Origin of the sequence: Mycobacterium sp. 23 (assembly GCF_048287075.1) — a bacterium.
GTDB lineage: Bacteria > Actinomycetota > Actinomycetes > Mycobacteriales > Mycobacteriaceae > Mycobacterium > Mycobacterium gordonae_B.
Map to the genome: position 1 here is coordinate 1,192,652 of NZ_JBLVUX010000005.1, position 16,596 is coordinate 1,209,247.

The window sequence follows — 16,596 nt, forward strand, 5'->3', positions numbered from 1 at the left end:
CACTCACCGCCGGATGATGTCGAAGAGGATGCCCTCGACGGTGACGCCCGGCGCGAAGGCGAAAGCTATGCCCGTCGAAATCGGTTTGGCCGATTCCGCCTGCCGCACCATCATTTCCAGCACGAAGATCAGCGACACGCTCAGCATGTTGCCGAACCGGGCCAGCACCTCCCAACTCTGCGCGGCACAGTCGGCGGAAATACCCAGCGATCGCACGGACTGCTCGATGATTTTGGGCCCGCCCGGATGGACGGCCCACAGATCGATATCTGCTTTCGCTAAGCCGTTGTCCCGCAACACCTCCGCGATCACCGGTTCGACGCCGCGGTAGATGTAGTCCGGCAGGTTCTCGGACAGCTCACAGGTGATGCCGTTGTGATTGACACCGAGCACGATGCCGTCGCCGGCATCATCGAGCAGCCGGCTGAAGCTGCTGCGAATCACCACACTGGCCGCCGGCAGCGGTTGCTGCACCTGGCTGGCGCCGATCACCAGCGCCCCGCAGCCGTCACCGAACAGGCTGTGGATCACGACGTCGTTGATGTCATCGGCGAAAACCGCGTTGACCGAACATAATTCGATGCACACCACCAAAGCCTTCATGCTCGGGTGAGCGCGCACATACGTCGCGGCGGTACGGATCGCGTTCATCGCGGCCGCGCATCCCATGAAGTTGATCACGACCCGCGACACCGAGCGGGACAACCCCAGTTCCTTGACGACCGCGACATCCACTCCCGGTGCGACGAACCCCGTGCTGGTGACGAACACCAGCAGCCCGATCTCGTCTGTCTGGTAGGGCAGTCCGGCCAGGGCGCGCCGAGCCGTGTCGACCGCAAGCGGCACCGCGTGGTCGAAGAACAGGTCCATCCGCTCCCGGATTGTTCCGGGACTGCGCCGGAACGCGTCGAACTCTGGATCGAGAGGGTCGACCGCCATCCGGCGGCTGTCAATCCGCGTCTTCTGGTACAGCCGCGGAATCCGTTCCCGCTGTTCGGGATCGGCGAAGAGCCCGGCGACATGAGCGGCGGCCGAAGTCTGCCCCACCTCACGCTGCGGCCCGCCGGTCGCGATGGCCTCGATGACCGCCACCGTCGTCGGTGGCGCGGGCGGCAGCTGGGCCAGATCGATCGCGGACTGCGCTGCGGGTGGCGACACGATGCCGCTCTCGGCTGCGGTGCTCATACCGACCCGATTCCGACGAAACCGGCAGCGACGTAGTGGGCGCTCTCTTTCCAGGCAGCCGGCGAGAGATGCTCGCGCAACACGCCCCACTGGTTCTCCCGGGCGACACGCGACGGCGACAGCAGATAAGTGCGGCACAGCTTGGGCAACCGGTTGGTGAGGAAACTCTTCGCCGGTAACCACTCGACGCCGGACTTGGCCGCTTCTTCACGTAGCACGTCCTCGGTGACGATGTTGGCGAATCCGCTGCGCTGGAACGGCAGTACGTGGTGGACGCGGTGCGAACTGAGCCCGGCCGACAGGAAGCAGTCGACGTACCGGTTCCCGAGGACCATCAGATCGTTGGCGTGCTCGACCTGATCGACACCCCAGTCCTGGCCGGCCACCTCGTCGGCGTCCTCGTCCTCGAACTCGTGGCTGGCCACCACCAGAAACGTGCTGACCCACAACGTCGCCACAAATTGCAGGGCCCAGGCCCAGAAGTCGCCGGCCGCCAGGAAGACCACCATCTCCGTCACCAGCAGCAGGCGCACCCCCGATGAACCGAGAAAGTGCGGCAGCGCGTTACGCCAGCTTCCGTATCCTTCCTGCACACCGACCCTGCGCGTCATGTTCCACACGTCGGCGATCCGGATAGCCATGCCGGTCACCAGGTGGCCGAACTTGTGCAGGGTGTGCACCGGAACGCGATACAACCGAGGTAGCCGCATCATCATGGTGAACACGTTTTTCTTGATGTCCACGTCGCTCTGGGTGTACGGGTGGTGCAGCAGCGTATGCCCGTCGGCGACCACCAACGCCAGCGCGATGTAGTTCAAGTCGAAGGTGTTGGCAAACACCCGGTTCAGGCCCCGCTGGGCGCGGTGCAGTGCGTAGTGGCCGTACCCGACCAGCGAGCTGCGCAGCAGGACCATCGCAATCACGAACGCCCACAGCGGCATCCACGCCGGCTGGACCAGTCGCACGCCCTGGACGGCGAAATAGGCGACCGCCAGCAGAGCGACCACGATGTTGAACAGGCGGTCCATCCACTTGATCCGGGCGGCCAGCGCGGGCTCGGTCAGCCGCGCCTTGACCCGGTGCATCAGGTCTTCTCGGTCGTCGAAGCGGTATTTCGGGGTGTCGCGCCAGCTGTTGAAGTCGTCCTTGAACAGGAACGGCGGCGCGTTGTGCTTGGGGTGGATATCGCGCGGAGTCGCGTCGCGGCCCAATGCGTACTTGCGCTCCAGGATCCGCTCCACGACGGCCGGGTCGCGGTGGTAGGAGGCGATAATCGCGGTGATGTCACGGTTTTTGGTGCGACCGATGAAGAAGGCGCCACCAGGGTGCTTGGATATCCAATCACTGAGGTCGTAGGCCCGCCCGTTGTACACCCACACATCCGGGAGCACGGGAGGCCCACCCGGCGGCGGCCCCAGGTGTGGACTCGGGCCACGCTCCTGAACATCAGGAAGGTCGTTGGTCATTCGTGCTCCTGCGAATCTGTTGGGGTGAAATCGGCTGCACGCCGGCTTTTCCGGCGAGCTGGCCCCAATAGTTAGAGCGCGGCCTCAAAGGATTCTCGGCGGATTCTCAAAGGACGTGCGGCTCACGAAAACACCGCCACGCCAGACACACTCACCCGACCTGGGTGTGCCCGGAATCCCCCGCGCCGTCAGCAGGCCGCCCCCGTCGCTGCCGATCGAGAACCACAGACGAGAACCGACCCGCGGTACGGACGCCATCGGCGTGCCCCACTGTCGGGCCGGTCCTCGATCCGGAGTTCACTTGTTGTGGTCCCGGAACCTGTTACCCGGCGGGGTTCGGAATGGTTACCGGGGCTCCCCAATTGGACAGCGTGATGGTGACGTGGCCCTGGTCCTTGTCAATCACCATCCGGACCAGGTATGCGCTCGGCGGCGTTCCCGGCGCGCCCGGCGCCTTCACGTCGGCGATGTACAAGGTCACCGGCAGTGGCCCCTTCGCGTCCTTGCCGATCTGCGGCACCAGGGGGTCGATGATCGCGGGGTCGATGGTGCCCGTCACCTTGGTGGTGGCCACGCCGTCAATCGTCTCGCTGCCACCGGACTGCGGGTTGGAGACCTTGCCGACTACCGCGCCGAGGCCCTTTTCCTTGTCCAGGACGACACCCGGGTCGTAGATCTTGTCCGCCGGCCCCACCGAGGTGTAAGCACCGGCCTCGTTCTTCGTGTACATCGTCTTGTTGGTGACGATGAACTGCTTGGGTACCGCCGGGGTCTTGGGCTGCAGCCTGATCATGGCGTCACCGACGGCCTGGCCGTTGCCCTCCGGCTGGTTGGTGACGTCAGCGTTGACCATTTCCATGGGCAGGGTGGTGATGTTGGTGGTCTGCAGGTTGACGTGAAGTGAGTGCAGCGCGGTGGTCGCCTTGGAGGCGTCCGTGAGGAGTTGCTGCGCTTCCGGCGACGGGGCGGCGGATGTTCCGGATGCCCCGGACGTAGCCCCGGACGACGTCGCAGCAGAGGTTCCCGATGAACCCGAAGTCTGGGAGGTCGCGGTTGAAGATTTGTGTCCGCATCCGGCGATCGCCGCGACGAGGGCTGCTGCGAAAACGATCGCAACAACCGGAGTCGAGGGTCGACGGGAGACACGTCGGTGGGAGATTTGCGCTTGTGACATCAAGCCATTCATGGCCAGCCTTTGCTGAGTTATCCAACCGGTGGTGATGAGCAGCGAGTCGCTACCTTCGTCGTGTGGTTTGAACGAGGCCCGGTGTCCGGTCCACGCTCAATGGTCGCGGATCTTGGTGACTGCACACCCGCACCCTGGTTCACCAGCAACGACGTTGCGATCAACCGCAGGCCACTGCCCTCTCAGCACGTTCCCCAGATAGCTTTTGCCGGAGAGCGCGACAGTAACACGGGGCCGATGCGCTGCAAACAGATTCGCGGAAGTAACTATCGCCGGATCTGAGGCGCCGCTTCGGGCCTCGCTGATCTTTGCGGAGTTCACACAGATTTCATCGATGCGTCGAAGGCGATCCCACGTGTGCGCCAATTACTTCGAGGGGCTAACCTCATGCCGGTGAATCTCGACGGCAATCAGGCGACCATTCGCGAGGTCTGCGACGCCGGGCTGCTGTCGGGAGCGGTCACCGTCGTCTGGCAGCGCGGAGAACTGTTGCAGGTCAACGAGATCGGCTACCGCGACGTCGAGGCCAAGCTGCCGATGCAACGGGACACGCTGTTCCGTATCGCGTCCATGACCAAGCCGGTGACCGTGGCGGCGATCATGAGCATGGTCGACGAGGGCAAGCTCGCGCTGCGCGACCCGATCGCCCGATGGGTTCCGGAGCTCGCGGACGTGCGGGTGCTCGACGACCCGCACGGCCCGCTGGACCGCACCCATCCCGCCCGGCGCGCGATCCTGATCGAAGATCTGCTGACCCACACCAGCGGCCTGGCCTACGGCTTCTCGGTGACCGGACCGATCGCGCGGGCGTACCTGCGGCTGCCGTTCAACCAGGGTTCGGACGTGTGGCTGTCCGAGCTGGCCGCGCTCCCGCTCGTGCACCAGCCCGGCGAGAAGATGACCTACAGCCACTCCATCGACGTGCTCGGAGTGATCGCGTCACGCATCGACGGCAAGCCGCTCTATGAGGTCTTCGACGATCGGGTCCTGGGCCCGGTCGGCATGCCGGACACCGGATTCTTCGTCACGCCGCCGGCGCGATCGCGGGCGGCGACGATGTACCGGCACGACGAGCACGACCAGTTGCGGCACGACGTGATGGGTCCGCCGCACGTCAAGCCGCCGTCGTTCTGCAATGCCGGGGGCGGATTGTGGTCGACGGCCGACGACTACCTGCGGTTTGCGCGAATGCTGCTGGGCGACGGCTCGGTCGACGGTGTCCGGGTGCTGTCCCCGGAGTCGGTGCGCCAGATGCGGACCGACCGGCTGACCGACGAACACAAGCGGCACAACTTTCTCGGCTCGCCCTTCTGGGTGGGCCGGGGATTCGGGCTGAACCTGTCGGTCGTAACCGATCCCGCCAGGGCCACGCCCCTGTTCGGCCCCGGCGGCGTCGGGACGTTCGGTTGGCCCGGCGCGTACGGGACGTGGTGGCAGGCCGACCCGAGCGCGGATTTAATCCTGATGTACCTCATCCAGTACTGCCCCGACCTGACCGCGAACGCGGCGGCGGCGGTCGCGGGCAACCCGGTCCTGGCCCGGCTGCGGACCGCCCAGCCCAACTTCGTCCGCCACACCTACCGTGCTCTCGGGCTGTCGTGAGCGGTTACTCCTACGAGCGGCCGCCGACGCACGTGGACGGCCCCCGGCTGCACCTGCGGCCGGCGGTCGTCGAGGACGCTGCCGAGATCTTCGAAAGCGTGTCCGGCGATCCCGAAGTCACCCGGTTCCTGCTCTGGACCGCCCACCCGGATGCGGCGGAGACCCGCCGGGTGCTCATCGAGCAACTCATCTCGACGAAAAACGACCGGAACTGGGTGATCACGTTGCGCCGCACCGGTGACATCGTCGGGCTGATCAGCTGCCGGCGTCCGGTCAGCCATTCCGTCGAGATCGGCTATTGCCTGGGCCGGAACTGGTGGGACATGGGCTACATGTCCGAGGCACTCAAGTTGGTGGTGGACGAGCTGGCCGCCGACCCCGCCGTGTTCCGGGTCTGGGCGACCTGCCACGTCGACAACTCGCGATCAGCGCGGCTGCTGCAGCGCACCGGGTTCTCGCTGGAAGGCCGGCTGCGTCGGCACGCGGTGTACCCGACGATGGGTCCCGAACCGCACGACAGCCTGATCTACGCCAGGATCACGCGCTGAGATCGATTACTGGGGCCGGCCGCGCCCGCCGAGCGTGCAGCTGTCCGCACGTTCGACGCCGAGCGTGCAGCTGTCCGCACGTTCGACGCCGAGCGTGCAGCTGTCCGCACACTCGACGCGAAGGCGGCGCCGAGCGTCAGTTCACCTGCACCGAGTGCTCGCTGGCCAACATCGGCGCTTCAGGCGCCCGGGCCGGTTCCGACGACCCGTTGCCGGACACCTTGGCGGCTTGGGTGACCGCGGCACGGGCGGCCTCCATCCGACTCAGCGCCTCCTGGGTGAACACCGACAGGCCCAGCTCGTGGTTGTAGCCGTGGATCTCCTTGACGTCGAGCTGAGCCAGGAAGTACACGATCTCTTTGGACACCACCTGCCCTGGCACCAGCACCGGGAAGCCCGGCGGATAGGGCACCACAAAGGTGGTGGAAACCAACGTCTTTCCCTCGGCAATGCGTCGCCCCGCGGTGCCGATCAGCACGTACTCACGGTCCTTCTCCTCATACCCGGCGTAGAAGGCCGAGCGGGTGTCGCCGTACACGCTGCCTTCGTCGGGCCGGAACGCCACGTCGAACTGGCTGAAGTCGGGCAGGTGGGGCAGGTCTTCGGTGATCTCCTCGACCCGGCGCTCGTGCAGTTTCCAGTCAGCGGCACTGGCGGCGGCCTGGGTGCGATCGAAATCGGTTGCCACCCTGCGCAATACGTCGAGCAGATGGTGAACGCTCGACCAGGTGACACCGATGGTGAAGATGAGCAGCACACTGTTGATCGAGGTCTTGTTGATCTGAATACCGAAGCGGTCCATCAGGATCTTCTCGCGGAAGTCGTACCCGTTCATCCCGGTCTTGCCGAGGAACAGCGTCACCCGCGTCGGGTCCAGGACGAACTGATCCGAACGCCAGGCCTCGTTCCACTCGTCGAGTGCGCCCTGCCTGACTTCGCGGTAGGAGCTGACGTGCGATGCCCGGTACTCCTCGGGCACCAGGTCGGCCTCGTCGAGGATGCGGAACCACTTGCTGATCAACCGGTCCTTGCGCACCCGGTGCCGAAATACCAGCGCCATGTCGTAGGTTTGCCGCACCAGTTGGAAGCCCTCGATGTCGACCTGCCGGCGCGCCAGGTCCAGCGACGCCAGCAGTTGCTGGTTCGGCGACGTGGAGGTGTGGGTCAGGAACGCCTCGCCGAACGCGTCGCGAGCCAGGGCGTTGAAGTCCTGATCGCGCACGTGGATCATCGAGGCCTGCCGGAACGCGGACAGCGACTTGTGGGTGGAGTGGGTCGCGTACACCCGCACCCGGGCCTTGGCGGGATCCGGCAGCAGTCGGTGGTTGACCCACTCCTCGCGCGGCACCCCTTCCATCGACGCTTTCCAATTGCGGTATTCCTCAGCATATTCCGGTGAGGTGAGCATCTGCTCGAGCCGCTCGGCCGATACCATCGCGGTGCGCTGCCGGGCCCACGGCACGGCGGTCGCGAACGCGTACCAGGCCTCGTCCCACAGGAAGACGATGTCGGGCTTGATCGCCAGCACCTCTTCCATCACCCGCCGCGGGTTGTACACGACACCGTCGAAGATGCAGTTGGTGAGCAGCAGCATGCGCACCTTGTCCAGGTGTCCGGCCGCCTCGAGATCCAGTAGCGCCTTCTTGATGGTGCTCAGCGGCACCGCCCCGTAGATGGCGAACTCCGGCAGCGCGTAGGACTCCAGGTATCGGGGATAGGCCCCGGCCAGCACCAGCCCGTAGTGATGGGACTTGTGGCAGTTGCGGTCGATGAGCACGATGTCACCCGGCCGCGTCAACGACTGCACGACGATCTTGTTCGCCGTGGAGGTTCCGTTGGTGACGAAGTAGGTGTGGTTGGCGTTCCAGGTGACCGCGGCCTTGTCCATCGCCTTCTTGATGTTGCCGTGCGGGTCCAGCAGTGAGTCCAAACCACCTGAGGTAGTGGATGTTTCGGCCATGAAGATGTTGCGGCCGTAGAACTCGCCCATGTCCTGCAACGACTTCGAGTTGAAGATGCTGGCACCGCGGGCGACGGGAAGCGCATGGAACTGGCCGACCGGTGCGGCGGCGTAGGCCCGCAACGCGTCGAAAAACGGTGTGGAGAACCGGTTCCGGAGCCCCGCGATCACCGTGCTATGCAGGTCGGTGACATCGTTGAGCCGGTAGAAGGTGCGGTCGTAGACGTCGGGTTCGTCGTCGCTGCCGGCCGCGATCGACTCATCCGTGAGCAGGTAGAGATCGATGTGGGGCCGCAATTCGCGGATCCACTCGCCGCACTCGATCCAGTCGTGCGACCGGTCGGACACCCCGGTGTCCTCATTGCAGCCGAGCAGGGTGTTCATCAACGGCACCCGGTCCCGGGAACGCAGCGGCAGGTCGTGGCGGACGATCGCGGCCTGGATCTCACCGTTCAACGCGACCGCGGTGATCGCGTCCTCGACGCTGGGCGCCAGCAGGATCTCGAACTGGATGTCTTCGGCCGCATTTCGCAACTCGCGCAGCGCGTCGGCCAGGCAGTCCGGTGCCGTGCACGGCGCATCGTCGGCGAGCAGCACTGTGTAGAACTGCTGCTGTTTGGCCTGCGCCACCAATTCCTGATCGGCCAAGGGTGCCGAAAGGTCGAATAGCGCTGTGCGATCACCATATTCGGAGAGCAGCCGCACGGCCAGCGACACCTCTTCAGCGAGGCGCACGGTGGACAGGCTTTCCAGGTGGGCGCGGAAGGTAGCCAGATTCGCCGCGCCGGGATAGAGCCAGTACCGCTCGTAGGCGCCGATGCGGTCCATCAGCCGCTTGACCTTGGCCAGATCGTGGGTTTTGTCGAGCCCGGCCAGGTCGACCTCGGCCAGGTGGCGGCAGGCGTCGTCGAGCAGGTTCCAGGTGTCGATGCGCGTGTATGACGGATTGGCCACCGCCGCAAGGGCAGAGACGCGAAGCCGTCGCTTGGGGGCACTGTCTCGATTCATGTCGTCACCTGTTCTCAAGCGTCAATGCAGCTCGTAGGTATCGCGGGAGAGTTGGAAATAATGACCCGAAGCCTTGTCGGTACACGTGATGCCCGATTCCTGACTTTCGCACGTTACCGAGTTGAGTGAGCGGGACTGGCCGTATTCCAGGACCGCGTACCCAGCGCCGCGAACGCTGTCGCTGTGGCAGGTCATCTTGGCCGCACTGCCCTGACGCATGCTGATCCGGTCTCCGAACGCTCCCATGCACGGCGTCGGGCGTGCCGGCACGGCATAGGTATGGTCGGCGATCTCGCACATGGCCAGCACCGAGCCCTCCAACAACCCCATCGCACAGTCGATGTTGCCCGACGGTGTCTGGAAGAAGTCGAAGCCGTCGGCATGTGCGGTAGCCGGAGCCATCAGCCCCAGCGCCGTCCCGGCGCAGGCCAGGATGACCGGGGCTTTGATTGACTTCACCGTCGACCGCTTTCCATTGGTAACCAACGGCCATTGTGTCGTGCCCGCGCGCAAAGCGCGATCATTTCGATCCGGAATTTTGACGGCCCGGGTTCAGCGGGCGATCAGCCGTCCAACTCGTCGTCGCTGTCGACGATCTGTCGATTGCCTTTGCTCAGCGGGTTTTCCATCCACTTGAACAGGGGAAGCTGCGGCAGTTCGAAGCGCCGACCGGGGAGATCGGTGACGTCGCCGAGCGAACGCACCACGCCCTGGGTCAGGCCCATGATGGCCGCCATCACCGGCAGCAGCGGCTGCAGCGGCTTGGCGGCGGTACGCACGGTACTGATGCGGCGGGCCAGGATCAGGCGTTCGACCGTGTGGTAGACCGCGGCACCCACGCCCAGGCCGAAGATCGCCAGCACCGAGGCGAGGATGGTCCAGTCGAATGCGGCACTGATGACCGCTCCTACGACGACCGTGACCGCCGCCAGGACCGCCAGGACGACACGCAGTTCCAGCCGGGTCACGAGGCACCTCCTTGGACGGCTCGGGCGGCCGCGCGGATCTGTGGCGTCACCAGCATCACCTGGCCCAGCACGCCGTTGATGAAGCCAGGCGAATCATCGGTGGAGAGTTCCTTGGCCAGTTCCACGGCCTCGTTGACGGCGACCGGCTCCGGCACGTCGTCGGCGTACAGCAGCTCCCATACCGCGACCCGCAGAATCGCGCGGTCCACCGCGGGCAGGCGGTCCAGGTTCCAGGACTGCAGATGCGAGGTGATCAGTTCGTCGACGTGGGCCGCGTGCTCGGCGACACCGCGCGCCACGACTGCCGCATATGGAAGCAGCGGGGTCACGTCCGGGTTGGACTGCGCCAGCGCTGTGCGCATCTCGACCATCTCCACCGGGCTCAGGCCGCGAGCCTCCGCCTCGAACAGCAGGTCCACCGCGCCTTTGCGGGCCAGGTGCCGGCCCTTGAAAGGGCGCGCGGGGCGCGATGGCCTGGACGGCCGCTGATTGCTCGCTTTGTCATCCGGCATGTTCAGGTGTTGACCCGCCCCAGGTAGCTGCCGTCGCGGGTGTCCACCTTGAGCTTGTCGCCGGTGTTGATGAACAGCGGAACCTGAATCTCCGCGCCGGTCTCCACTGTGGCCGGCTTGGTGCCTGCGCTGGACCGGTCGCCCTGCAGACCAGGCTCGGTGTGGGAGACCACGAGCTCGACGGACACCGGCAACTCGAGGTACAGCGGCGCGCCGTTGTGGAACGCCACCTGCACCGGCAGCCCCTCCAGCAGAAACCGGGCGGCGTCGCCGACCAGTGACTCCGGCAGCGGGTGCTGCTCGTAGTCCTCGCTGTCCATGAAGACGAAGTCCGAGCCGTCGCGGTAGAGGTAGGTGGCGTCGCGCCGGTCGACGGTGGCGGTGTCGACCTTGACTCCTGCGTTGTAGGTCTTGTCGACGACCTTGCCGGAGAGCACGTTCTTCAGCTTGGTCCGCACGAAGGCAGGGCCTTTGCCGGGTTTGACGTGCTGGAACTCGGTGATGGTCCACAGCTGGCCGTCGATGACCAGGACAAGTCCGTTCTTGAAGTCAGCAGTGCTCGCCACGTTCTTTTAAATCTCCTACAAAATGGCCAGTTCCTGCGGGAACCGGGTCAACAATTCCGGGGTCTGCCCGGGGTGGTGCAAGGCGGCTGTTGCCTCTGCGGGCACCACCAGTGTGTCCTCGATGCGGACACCGCCACGGCCGGGTAGATAGACGCCGGGCTCCACGGTCACCACGGAGCCCGCAAGTAGTGTACCGGCGGATGCCGGCCCGATGCCCAACGCTTCGTTATCTGCGCGCGCTACCCCGCGGTTCGACAACCCGAAAAAGGCAGGCTGCGAAGGTGAGGTAGCGCGCTACTCACGTCGTCTTCGCCGCTGCGGATGACCAGTTGACTCGCAAAACTAAGTGGTGGCGACCCCACACCGCGCGATGGCGCGGTGGGCAACGTGCGAAGGGTAGCGGCCTGCGATCGTTAGCTCAGGATGGCAAGTTTCTTCGGGAACCGCGTCAACAATTCCGGAGCGTGGTCGGGGTGATGAGGGGTGCTACCGGGCACCACCAGCGTGTCCTCGATGCGAACCCCGCCACGGCCGGGCAAGTAGACGCCTGGCTCCACCGTCACCACCGAGCCCGCAAGCAGCTTCCCGGACGATGTCGCTCCGATGCCCGGCGCTTCGTGTATCTGCAGGCCGACTCCGTGTCCCAGACCGTGGCCGAAGTGATCGCCGTAACCCGCGTCGGCGATCATCCGCCGCGCGGCGCCGTCGACCTCCCGCAGTTCAACGCCCGGGTGCAGCGCCTTCCGGCCCGCTCGCTGCGCCTCGGCGACCAGCTCGTAAATCTCCAGCTGCCAATCGGCGGCGTTGCCCAGCACAAAGGTGCGGGTCATGTCGGAGTGATAGCCCGCGACCAGCGCACCGAAGTCGATCTTGACGAAGTCGCCCGACGCCAGCACCGCGTCGGTGGGCCGGTGGTGCGGGATGGCCGAATTCGGGCCGGCGGCCACGATCGTCTCGAACGAGATCGCATCGGCGCCGTGGTCGAGCATCAGGCCTTCCAGTTCGCGACTGACCTCACGCTCGGTACGGCCCGGCCGCAGACCGCCCCGTTCCACCAGGTCGGTCAGCGCGGCGTCGGCCGCCTCACAGGCCAGCCGCAACAAGGCCAGCTCACCCGCGTCTTTGATCTCCCGCAGGGTCTCCACCGTCCCCGACGCGCGCACCAATTCGGTGGTGCGGCCGTCGAGTTCGCCGGCGAGCGCGTCCAGGCCGTCGACGGTGACCACGTGGCTCTCGTACCCGAGCTTTCCGACGCCGTCCTGCCCGGCCCGGCCAGCCAGATAGCGTCCCACGGCCCGCTCGATGGCCACCTCCAGATCAGGTGACTGCTGCGCCGCCTGGGTGCGGTAGCGGCCGTCGGTGGCCAGTACCGCCTCGCGGTCGTCAGCAAACACCAGCAACGCGCCGTTGGACCCGCTGAAACCGGATAGATAGCGGACATTTATCAAGTCGGTGACCAGCATCGCGTCTAGTCCGGCGGCACTGATTTTGGTTTTCAGGTTGTGTCGGCGCTGGGAATGTGTCACGACCCTTGACCGTACTCGCTACGCTGTTTGCCCATGAACAAGTGGATGCTGCGTGGATTGGTCTTTGCCGCCGGGATGGTCGTTCTTCGCCTGTTTCAAGGGGCGCTGATCAACGCGTGGCAGACCCAGTCGGCGCTGATCAGCGTGGTGCTCCTGACGATCTTCGTCATCTGTGCGGCCGTGTGGGGTTATTTCGACGGCCGCGCCGACGCCAAGGCCAACCCGGACCCGGACCGGCGCGAGGACCTGGCCATGGTCTGGTTGCTGGGCGGGTTGGTGGCCGGAGTGGTCAGTGGGCTGGTGGCCTGGATCATCGCCATCTTCTACAAGGGCATCTACACCGGCGGTCTGCTCAACGAGCTAACAACTTTCGCGGCGTTCACCGCGCTGATCGTGTTCCTGTTCGCGATCGTCGGCGTGGCCGTCGGGCGGTGGCGCATCGACCGCAATGCTCCCCCGGTCGAGAAGCCCGACCATGACCCGAACCGCGATCGCAGCGCCGACACCGACGTGTTCTCCGCGGTGCGCGCGGACGACAGCCCAACCGGCGAGATCCGGACCTCCGGCGCCCAGACCGAGGAGCGGACGTCGTCGGTGGCCACCGTCGAGCGCGAACACGAAGCACCCACCGAGACGATTCGCACCGGCGACCACGGTGACGACGCCAAGACTGAGGTCATCCGCACCGGCAACCACGGTCACGAGGACAAGACCGAGGTGATCCGCACCGGCGACAATAGTGACGCCAAGACCGAGGTCATCAACCTGGAAAAGCCGGACAAGAAGTAGCTATCCGGCCGCCAGGTAGCGCAGGGCCAGCAGGTAGCCCTGGATCCCCAGACCCACGATCACCCCGGTCGCGACGGGACTGAGGTAGGAGTGGTGCCGAAACTCCTCGCGCGCATGCACATTCGAGATGTGCACCTCGATGAGCGGTGCGCTCAACTCCGCGCAGGCGTCGCGCAGGGCCACCGAGGTGTGGGTGAGACCACCGGCGTTGAGGATCACCGGCTCGCTCGCATCGGCGGCCCGGTGGATCCAGTCCAGTAGCTCGGCCTCGCTGTCACTCTGCCGCACAACGACTTTCAGGCCGAGTTGGGCGGCTTCGGCTTCGATCAGGGCGACCAGGTCGTCGTGGGTGGTGCTTCCGTAGACGGCAGGCTCCCGCTTACCGAGCCGGCCCAGGTTGGGTCCGTTGATCACGTTGATCGTCATGGCGCGCACACTCCCGCGTAGGCCGTCACCAGCAGACCCGGGTCGGGCCCCACCAGCCGGCCGGGTTTGGCCAGTCCGTCCAGAACCACGAACCGCAACACACCGGCACGGGTTTTCTTGTCACCGGCCATGTACTCCAGTAGCTGCGGCAGCGCGTCGGGGTCATAGCTGACCGGCAGGCCCAGCGACGTCAGAATGTCGCGGTGGCGGGCGGCGGTCGCGTCGTCAAGGCGGCCGGTGAGCCGGGCGAGTTCGGCCGCGAACACCAGTCCCACCGACACCGCGGCCCCGTGGCGCCACTGGTATCGCTCGCGGCGTTCGATTGCGTGGGCCAGTGTGTGGCCGTAGTTGAGGATTTCGCGGAGCTCGGATTCCTTCTCGTCGGCCGCGACCACCTCGGCCTTGACGGCGATCGCCCGCCGGACGAGTTCGGGCAGCACCTCACCTTCGGGGTCCAGCGCCGCCTGCGGGTCGGCCTCGATGAGGTCGAGGATCACCGGGTCGGCAATGAACCCGGCCTTGACCACTTCGGCCATGCCGGCGACGATCTCGTTGTGCGGCAACGTCTTCAGCGTCGAGAGATCGACCAGGACGGCCAGCGGCTGATGAAACGCGCCGACCAGGTTCTTGCCCGCATCGGTGTTGATGCCGGTCTTGCCGCCGACGGCCGCGTCGACCATGCCGAGCAGCGTGGTAGGCACGTGCACGATCGACACCCCGCGCAGCCAGGTGGCCGCGGCGAAACCGGCGACATCGGTGGCGGCCCCGCCGCCCAGACTGACCAGGGCATCCTTACGCCCGATCCCGATGCGCCCCAACACTTCCCAGATGAAGCCGACGACCGGCAACTCCTTACCCGCTTCGGCGTCCGGTATTTCGACACGGTGTGCGTCAACCCCGTTGTCCGCCAAGCGTGTTCGTATCTTTTCGGCGGTGTGCGCAAGCACCGGTTGATGCAGGATGGCCACCTTGTGCCGGCCGGCCAGTTGCTCGAGCAGCTCGTCGAGCAGCCCGGTGCCGATCACCACGGGGTACGGCGGGTCGACGGCCACCTCGACGGTGACCGGTGCGTTGTCTGTCATTTGGTGGCCTCTACCTGGGTTTGCAGTCGCGACACGATGTAGCGGACCACCGCGCCGGGGTTACGGCGGTTGGTGTCCACCCGGATCGTCGCGACCCGGCGGTACAGCGGAATACGTTTGGACATCAGCTCACGGAACTTCTCGGCGCGGTCGGGCCCGGCCAGCAGCGGCCGCACCGTGTTACCGCCGGTGCGCCGCACGCCTTCGGCGGCGCTGATCTCGAGGTAGACGACGGTGTGACCGGCCAGCGCCGCGCACACCCCCGGACTGGTGACCGCGCCGCCGCCCAGCGACAGCACGCCGTCGTGCTCCTCGAGCGCAGCACGGATCACTTCCTCCTCGATGCGGCGGAACTCCGGCTCGCCGTCGGTGGCGAAGATGTCGGCGATGGTGCGCCCGGTCCGCTGCTCGATGGCGGCGTCGGTGTCGAGCAGGCCGACTCCGAGCGCCTTGGCCAGCCGACGCCCGATGGTCGATTTGCCGGAACCCGGCAGGCCCACGAGTACCGCCCTGGGAGCCATGTCGGCTAGCTTCCGGCGGCGCGGGCCGCCGGCGCCTCCCGGTCGGCGACCGTCCGCTGGTAGGACTCGATGTTGCGGCGCGTTTCGGTCAGCGAATCGCCGCCGAACTTCTCCAGCGCCGCGCGGGCGAGCACCAGCGCCACCATGGTCTCGACGACCACCCCGGCCGCGGGCACCGCGCAGACGTCCGAGCGCTGGTGGATGGCGACGGCCTCATCGCCGGTGGCCATATCGACGGTGGCCAGCGCCCGCGGAACGGTGGAGATCGGCTTCATCGCGGCGCGCACCCGCAGCGGCTGGCCGTTGGTCATGCCGCCTTCGAGCCCGCCGGCGCGGTTGGTGGAGCGGACCACCCCGTCGGGACCCGGGTACATCTCGTCGTGGGCGCGGCTGCCACGACGGCGGGCGGTTTCGAAGCCGTCACCGATCTCGACGCCCTTGATCGCCTGGATGCCCATCACCGCGGCCGCCAGCTGGCTGTCCAGCCGGTTGTCCCCGCTGGTGAACGAGCCCAGTCCGACCGGCAGGCCCGATGCCACCACCTCGACCACGCCACCGAGGGTGTCGCCGTCCTTCTTGGCCGCCTCGATCTCGGCGATCATCGACCTCTCAGCGTCTTCGTCGTACGCGCGGACCGGGCTGGCGTCGATCGCCGCCAGGTCTTCGGGTCGCGGCGGCGGGCCGGCGTACGGCTCTGACGCGCCGATGGAGATGACGTGCGAGAGCACCTCGACGCCCAGCGCCTGGCGCAGGAACGCCCGGGCAACGGTGCCCGCCGCGACACGGGCCGCGGTCTCGCGGGCGCTGGCGCGCTCCAGCACCGGGCGGGCGTCGTCGAAGCCGTACTTGAGCATCCCGGCGTAGTCGGCGTGTCCCGGCCGCGGACGGGTCAGCGGTTCGTTGCGGGCGCTGTCTGCGAGCTGCGCCGGGTCGACCGGGTCGGGAGCCATCACGGTTTCCCACTTCGGCCACTCCGTGTTGCCGATCTCGATCGCGATGGGCCCGCCCAGCGTGACGCCGTGCCGCACGCCCGACAGCATGGTCACCGCGTCGCGCTCGAACTTCATCCGGGCGCCACGGCCATAGCCCAGACGCCGGCGGGCCAGCTCGTCGGCGATTTCGGTGGACGTCACCTCGACGCCGGCGACCATGCCCTCGACCATGGCCACCAGCGCGCGGCCATGGGATTCCCCAGCAGTGATCCAGCGCAACACCCGAACATCTTCCCACGTGTGCGGCCGTGCCCCGATT

16 protein-coding genes and 1 pseudogene are annotated in these 16,596 nt (G+C 66.4%); 3 read left to right on the forward strand and 14 right to left on the reverse strand.

Translation table 11 applies throughout. The features are described from left to right. Positions 1-3: 3 nt before the first annotated feature. The 3 genes from ACNQS7_RS06565 to ACNQS7_RS06575 form a co-directional block, all read right to left on the reverse strand. A complete protein-coding gene (locus ACNQS7_RS06565; protein WP_418011927.1) occupies positions 4-1,185 on the reverse strand; it encodes a type III polyketide synthase in 1,182 nt (393 codons plus the stop codon). Continuing rightward, complete coding sequence (locus ACNQS7_RS06570; protein ID WP_418011928.1) at positions 1,182-2,651, reverse strand: fatty acid desaturase; 1,470 nt, start codon at positions 2,649-2,651, stop codon at positions 1,182-1,184. The genes ACNQS7_RS06565 and ACNQS7_RS06570 overlap by 4 nt, the downstream gene beginning before the upstream one ends. A gap of 322 nt (positions 2,652-2,973) precedes the next feature. Further along, positions 2,974-3,837 (reverse strand): LppX_LprAFG lipoprotein, encoded by an 864-nt coding sequence (locus ACNQS7_RS06575; RefSeq protein ID WP_418011929.1) that lies wholly within the window; start codon positions 3,835-3,837, stop codon positions 2,974-2,976. A 393-nt stretch (positions 3,838-4,230) separates the two neighbouring features. Here ACNQS7_RS06575 and ACNQS7_RS06580 point away from each other — a divergent pair, with 393 nt between their 5' ends. Further along, positions 4,231-5,439, forward strand: coding sequence for a serine hydrolase domain-containing protein (locus ACNQS7_RS06580; RefSeq protein ID WP_418011930.1), 1,209 nt, complete (start codon positions 4,231-4,233; stop codon positions 5,437-5,439). Further along, positions 5,436-5,987 (forward strand): GNAT family N-acetyltransferase, encoded by a 552-nt coding sequence (locus tag ACNQS7_RS06585; RefSeq protein ID WP_418011931.1) that lies wholly within the window; start codon positions 5,436-5,438, stop codon positions 5,985-5,987. The genes ACNQS7_RS06580 and ACNQS7_RS06585 overlap by 4 nt, the downstream gene beginning before the upstream one ends. A 136-nt stretch (positions 5,988-6,123) precedes the next feature. Here the strand turns inward: ACNQS7_RS06585 and ACNQS7_RS06590 are convergent, their stop codons facing one another. From ACNQS7_RS06590 to ACNQS7_RS06620, 7 genes and pseudogenes are all read right to left on the reverse strand, one after another. Further along, entirely contained in the window at positions 6,124-8,955 is a 2,832-nt protein-coding gene (locus ACNQS7_RS06590) for an aminotransferase class I/II-fold pyridoxal phosphate-dependent enzyme (protein WP_418011932.1), read from the reverse strand. Positions 8,956-8,976: 21 nt separating this feature from the next. Next, entirely contained in the window at positions 8,977-9,414 is a 438-nt protein-coding gene (locus ACNQS7_RS06595; RefSeq protein ID WP_418011933.1) for a DUF6636 domain-containing protein, read from the reverse strand. Positions 9,415-9,518: 104 nt separating this feature from the next. Continuing rightward, the gene (locus tag ACNQS7_RS06600) at positions 9,519-9,923 is read right to left on the reverse strand and encodes an antitermination protein NusB (RefSeq protein WP_418011934.1); all 405 of its coding nucleotides are present in this window, start codon (positions 9,921-9,923) and stop codon (positions 9,519-9,521) included. After that, a complete protein-coding gene (gene nusB, locus ACNQS7_RS06605) occupies positions 9,920-10,435 on the reverse strand; it encodes a transcription antitermination factor NusB (RefSeq protein WP_418011935.1) in 516 nt (171 codons plus the stop codon). The genes ACNQS7_RS06600 and nusB overlap by 4 nt, the downstream gene beginning before the upstream one ends. A gap of 2 nt (positions 10,436-10,437) precedes the next feature. Then, on the reverse strand, positions 10,438-11,001 hold the full coding sequence (gene efp / locus ACNQS7_RS06610; RefSeq protein WP_055579581.1) for an elongation factor P: 564 nt from the start codon (positions 10,999-11,001) through the stop codon (positions 10,438-10,440). Positions 11,002-11,016: 15 nt separating this feature from the next. Continuing rightward, positions 11,017-11,247, reverse strand: a pseudogene (locus ACNQS7_RS06615) (M24 family metallopeptidase); the annotation flags it as partial. 167 nt (positions 11,248-11,414) lie between these two features. Continuing rightward, the gene (locus ACNQS7_RS06620) at positions 11,415-12,527 is read right to left on the reverse strand and encodes a M24 family metallopeptidase (RefSeq protein ID WP_418011936.1); all 1,113 of its coding nucleotides are present in this window, start codon (positions 12,525-12,527) and stop codon (positions 11,415-11,417) included. A gap of 33 nt (positions 12,528-12,560) precedes the next feature. Here ACNQS7_RS06620 and ACNQS7_RS06625 point away from each other — a divergent pair, with 33 nt between their 5' ends. After that, positions 12,561-13,316, forward strand: a complete 756-nt coding sequence (locus ACNQS7_RS06625) for a B-4DMT family transporter (protein WP_418011937.1) — start codon at positions 12,561-12,563, stop codon at positions 13,314-13,316. Here the strand turns inward: ACNQS7_RS06625 and aroQ are convergent, their stop codons facing one another. The 4 genes from aroQ to aroC are packed head-to-tail and all read right to left on the reverse strand — an operon-like array spanning position 13,317 to position 16,559. Further along, positions 13,317-13,742 (reverse strand): type II 3-dehydroquinate dehydratase, encoded by a 426-nt coding sequence (gene aroQ / locus ACNQS7_RS06630; RefSeq protein ID WP_418011938.1) that lies wholly within the window; start codon positions 13,740-13,742, stop codon positions 13,317-13,319. Then, positions 13,739-14,824, reverse strand: coding sequence for a 3-dehydroquinate synthase (gene aroB, locus ACNQS7_RS06635; RefSeq protein ID WP_418011939.1), 1,086 nt, complete (start codon positions 14,822-14,824; stop codon positions 13,739-13,741). The genes aroQ and aroB overlap by 4 nt, the downstream gene beginning before the upstream one ends. After that, positions 14,821-15,345 carry a shikimate kinase gene (locus ACNQS7_RS06640; protein ID WP_310785922.1) on the reverse strand — a complete coding sequence of 175 codons (525 nt, stop codon included), beginning with the start codon at positions 15,343-15,345 and terminating at the stop codon, positions 14,821-14,823. The genes aroB and ACNQS7_RS06640 overlap by 4 nt, the downstream gene beginning before the upstream one ends. Before the next feature lie 5 nt (positions 15,346-15,350). Next, entirely contained in the window at positions 15,351-16,559 is a 1,209-nt protein-coding gene (gene aroC, locus ACNQS7_RS06645; RefSeq protein ID WP_418015914.1) for a chorismate synthase, read from the reverse strand. Between the last annotated feature and the right edge of the window lie 37 nt (positions 16,560-16,596).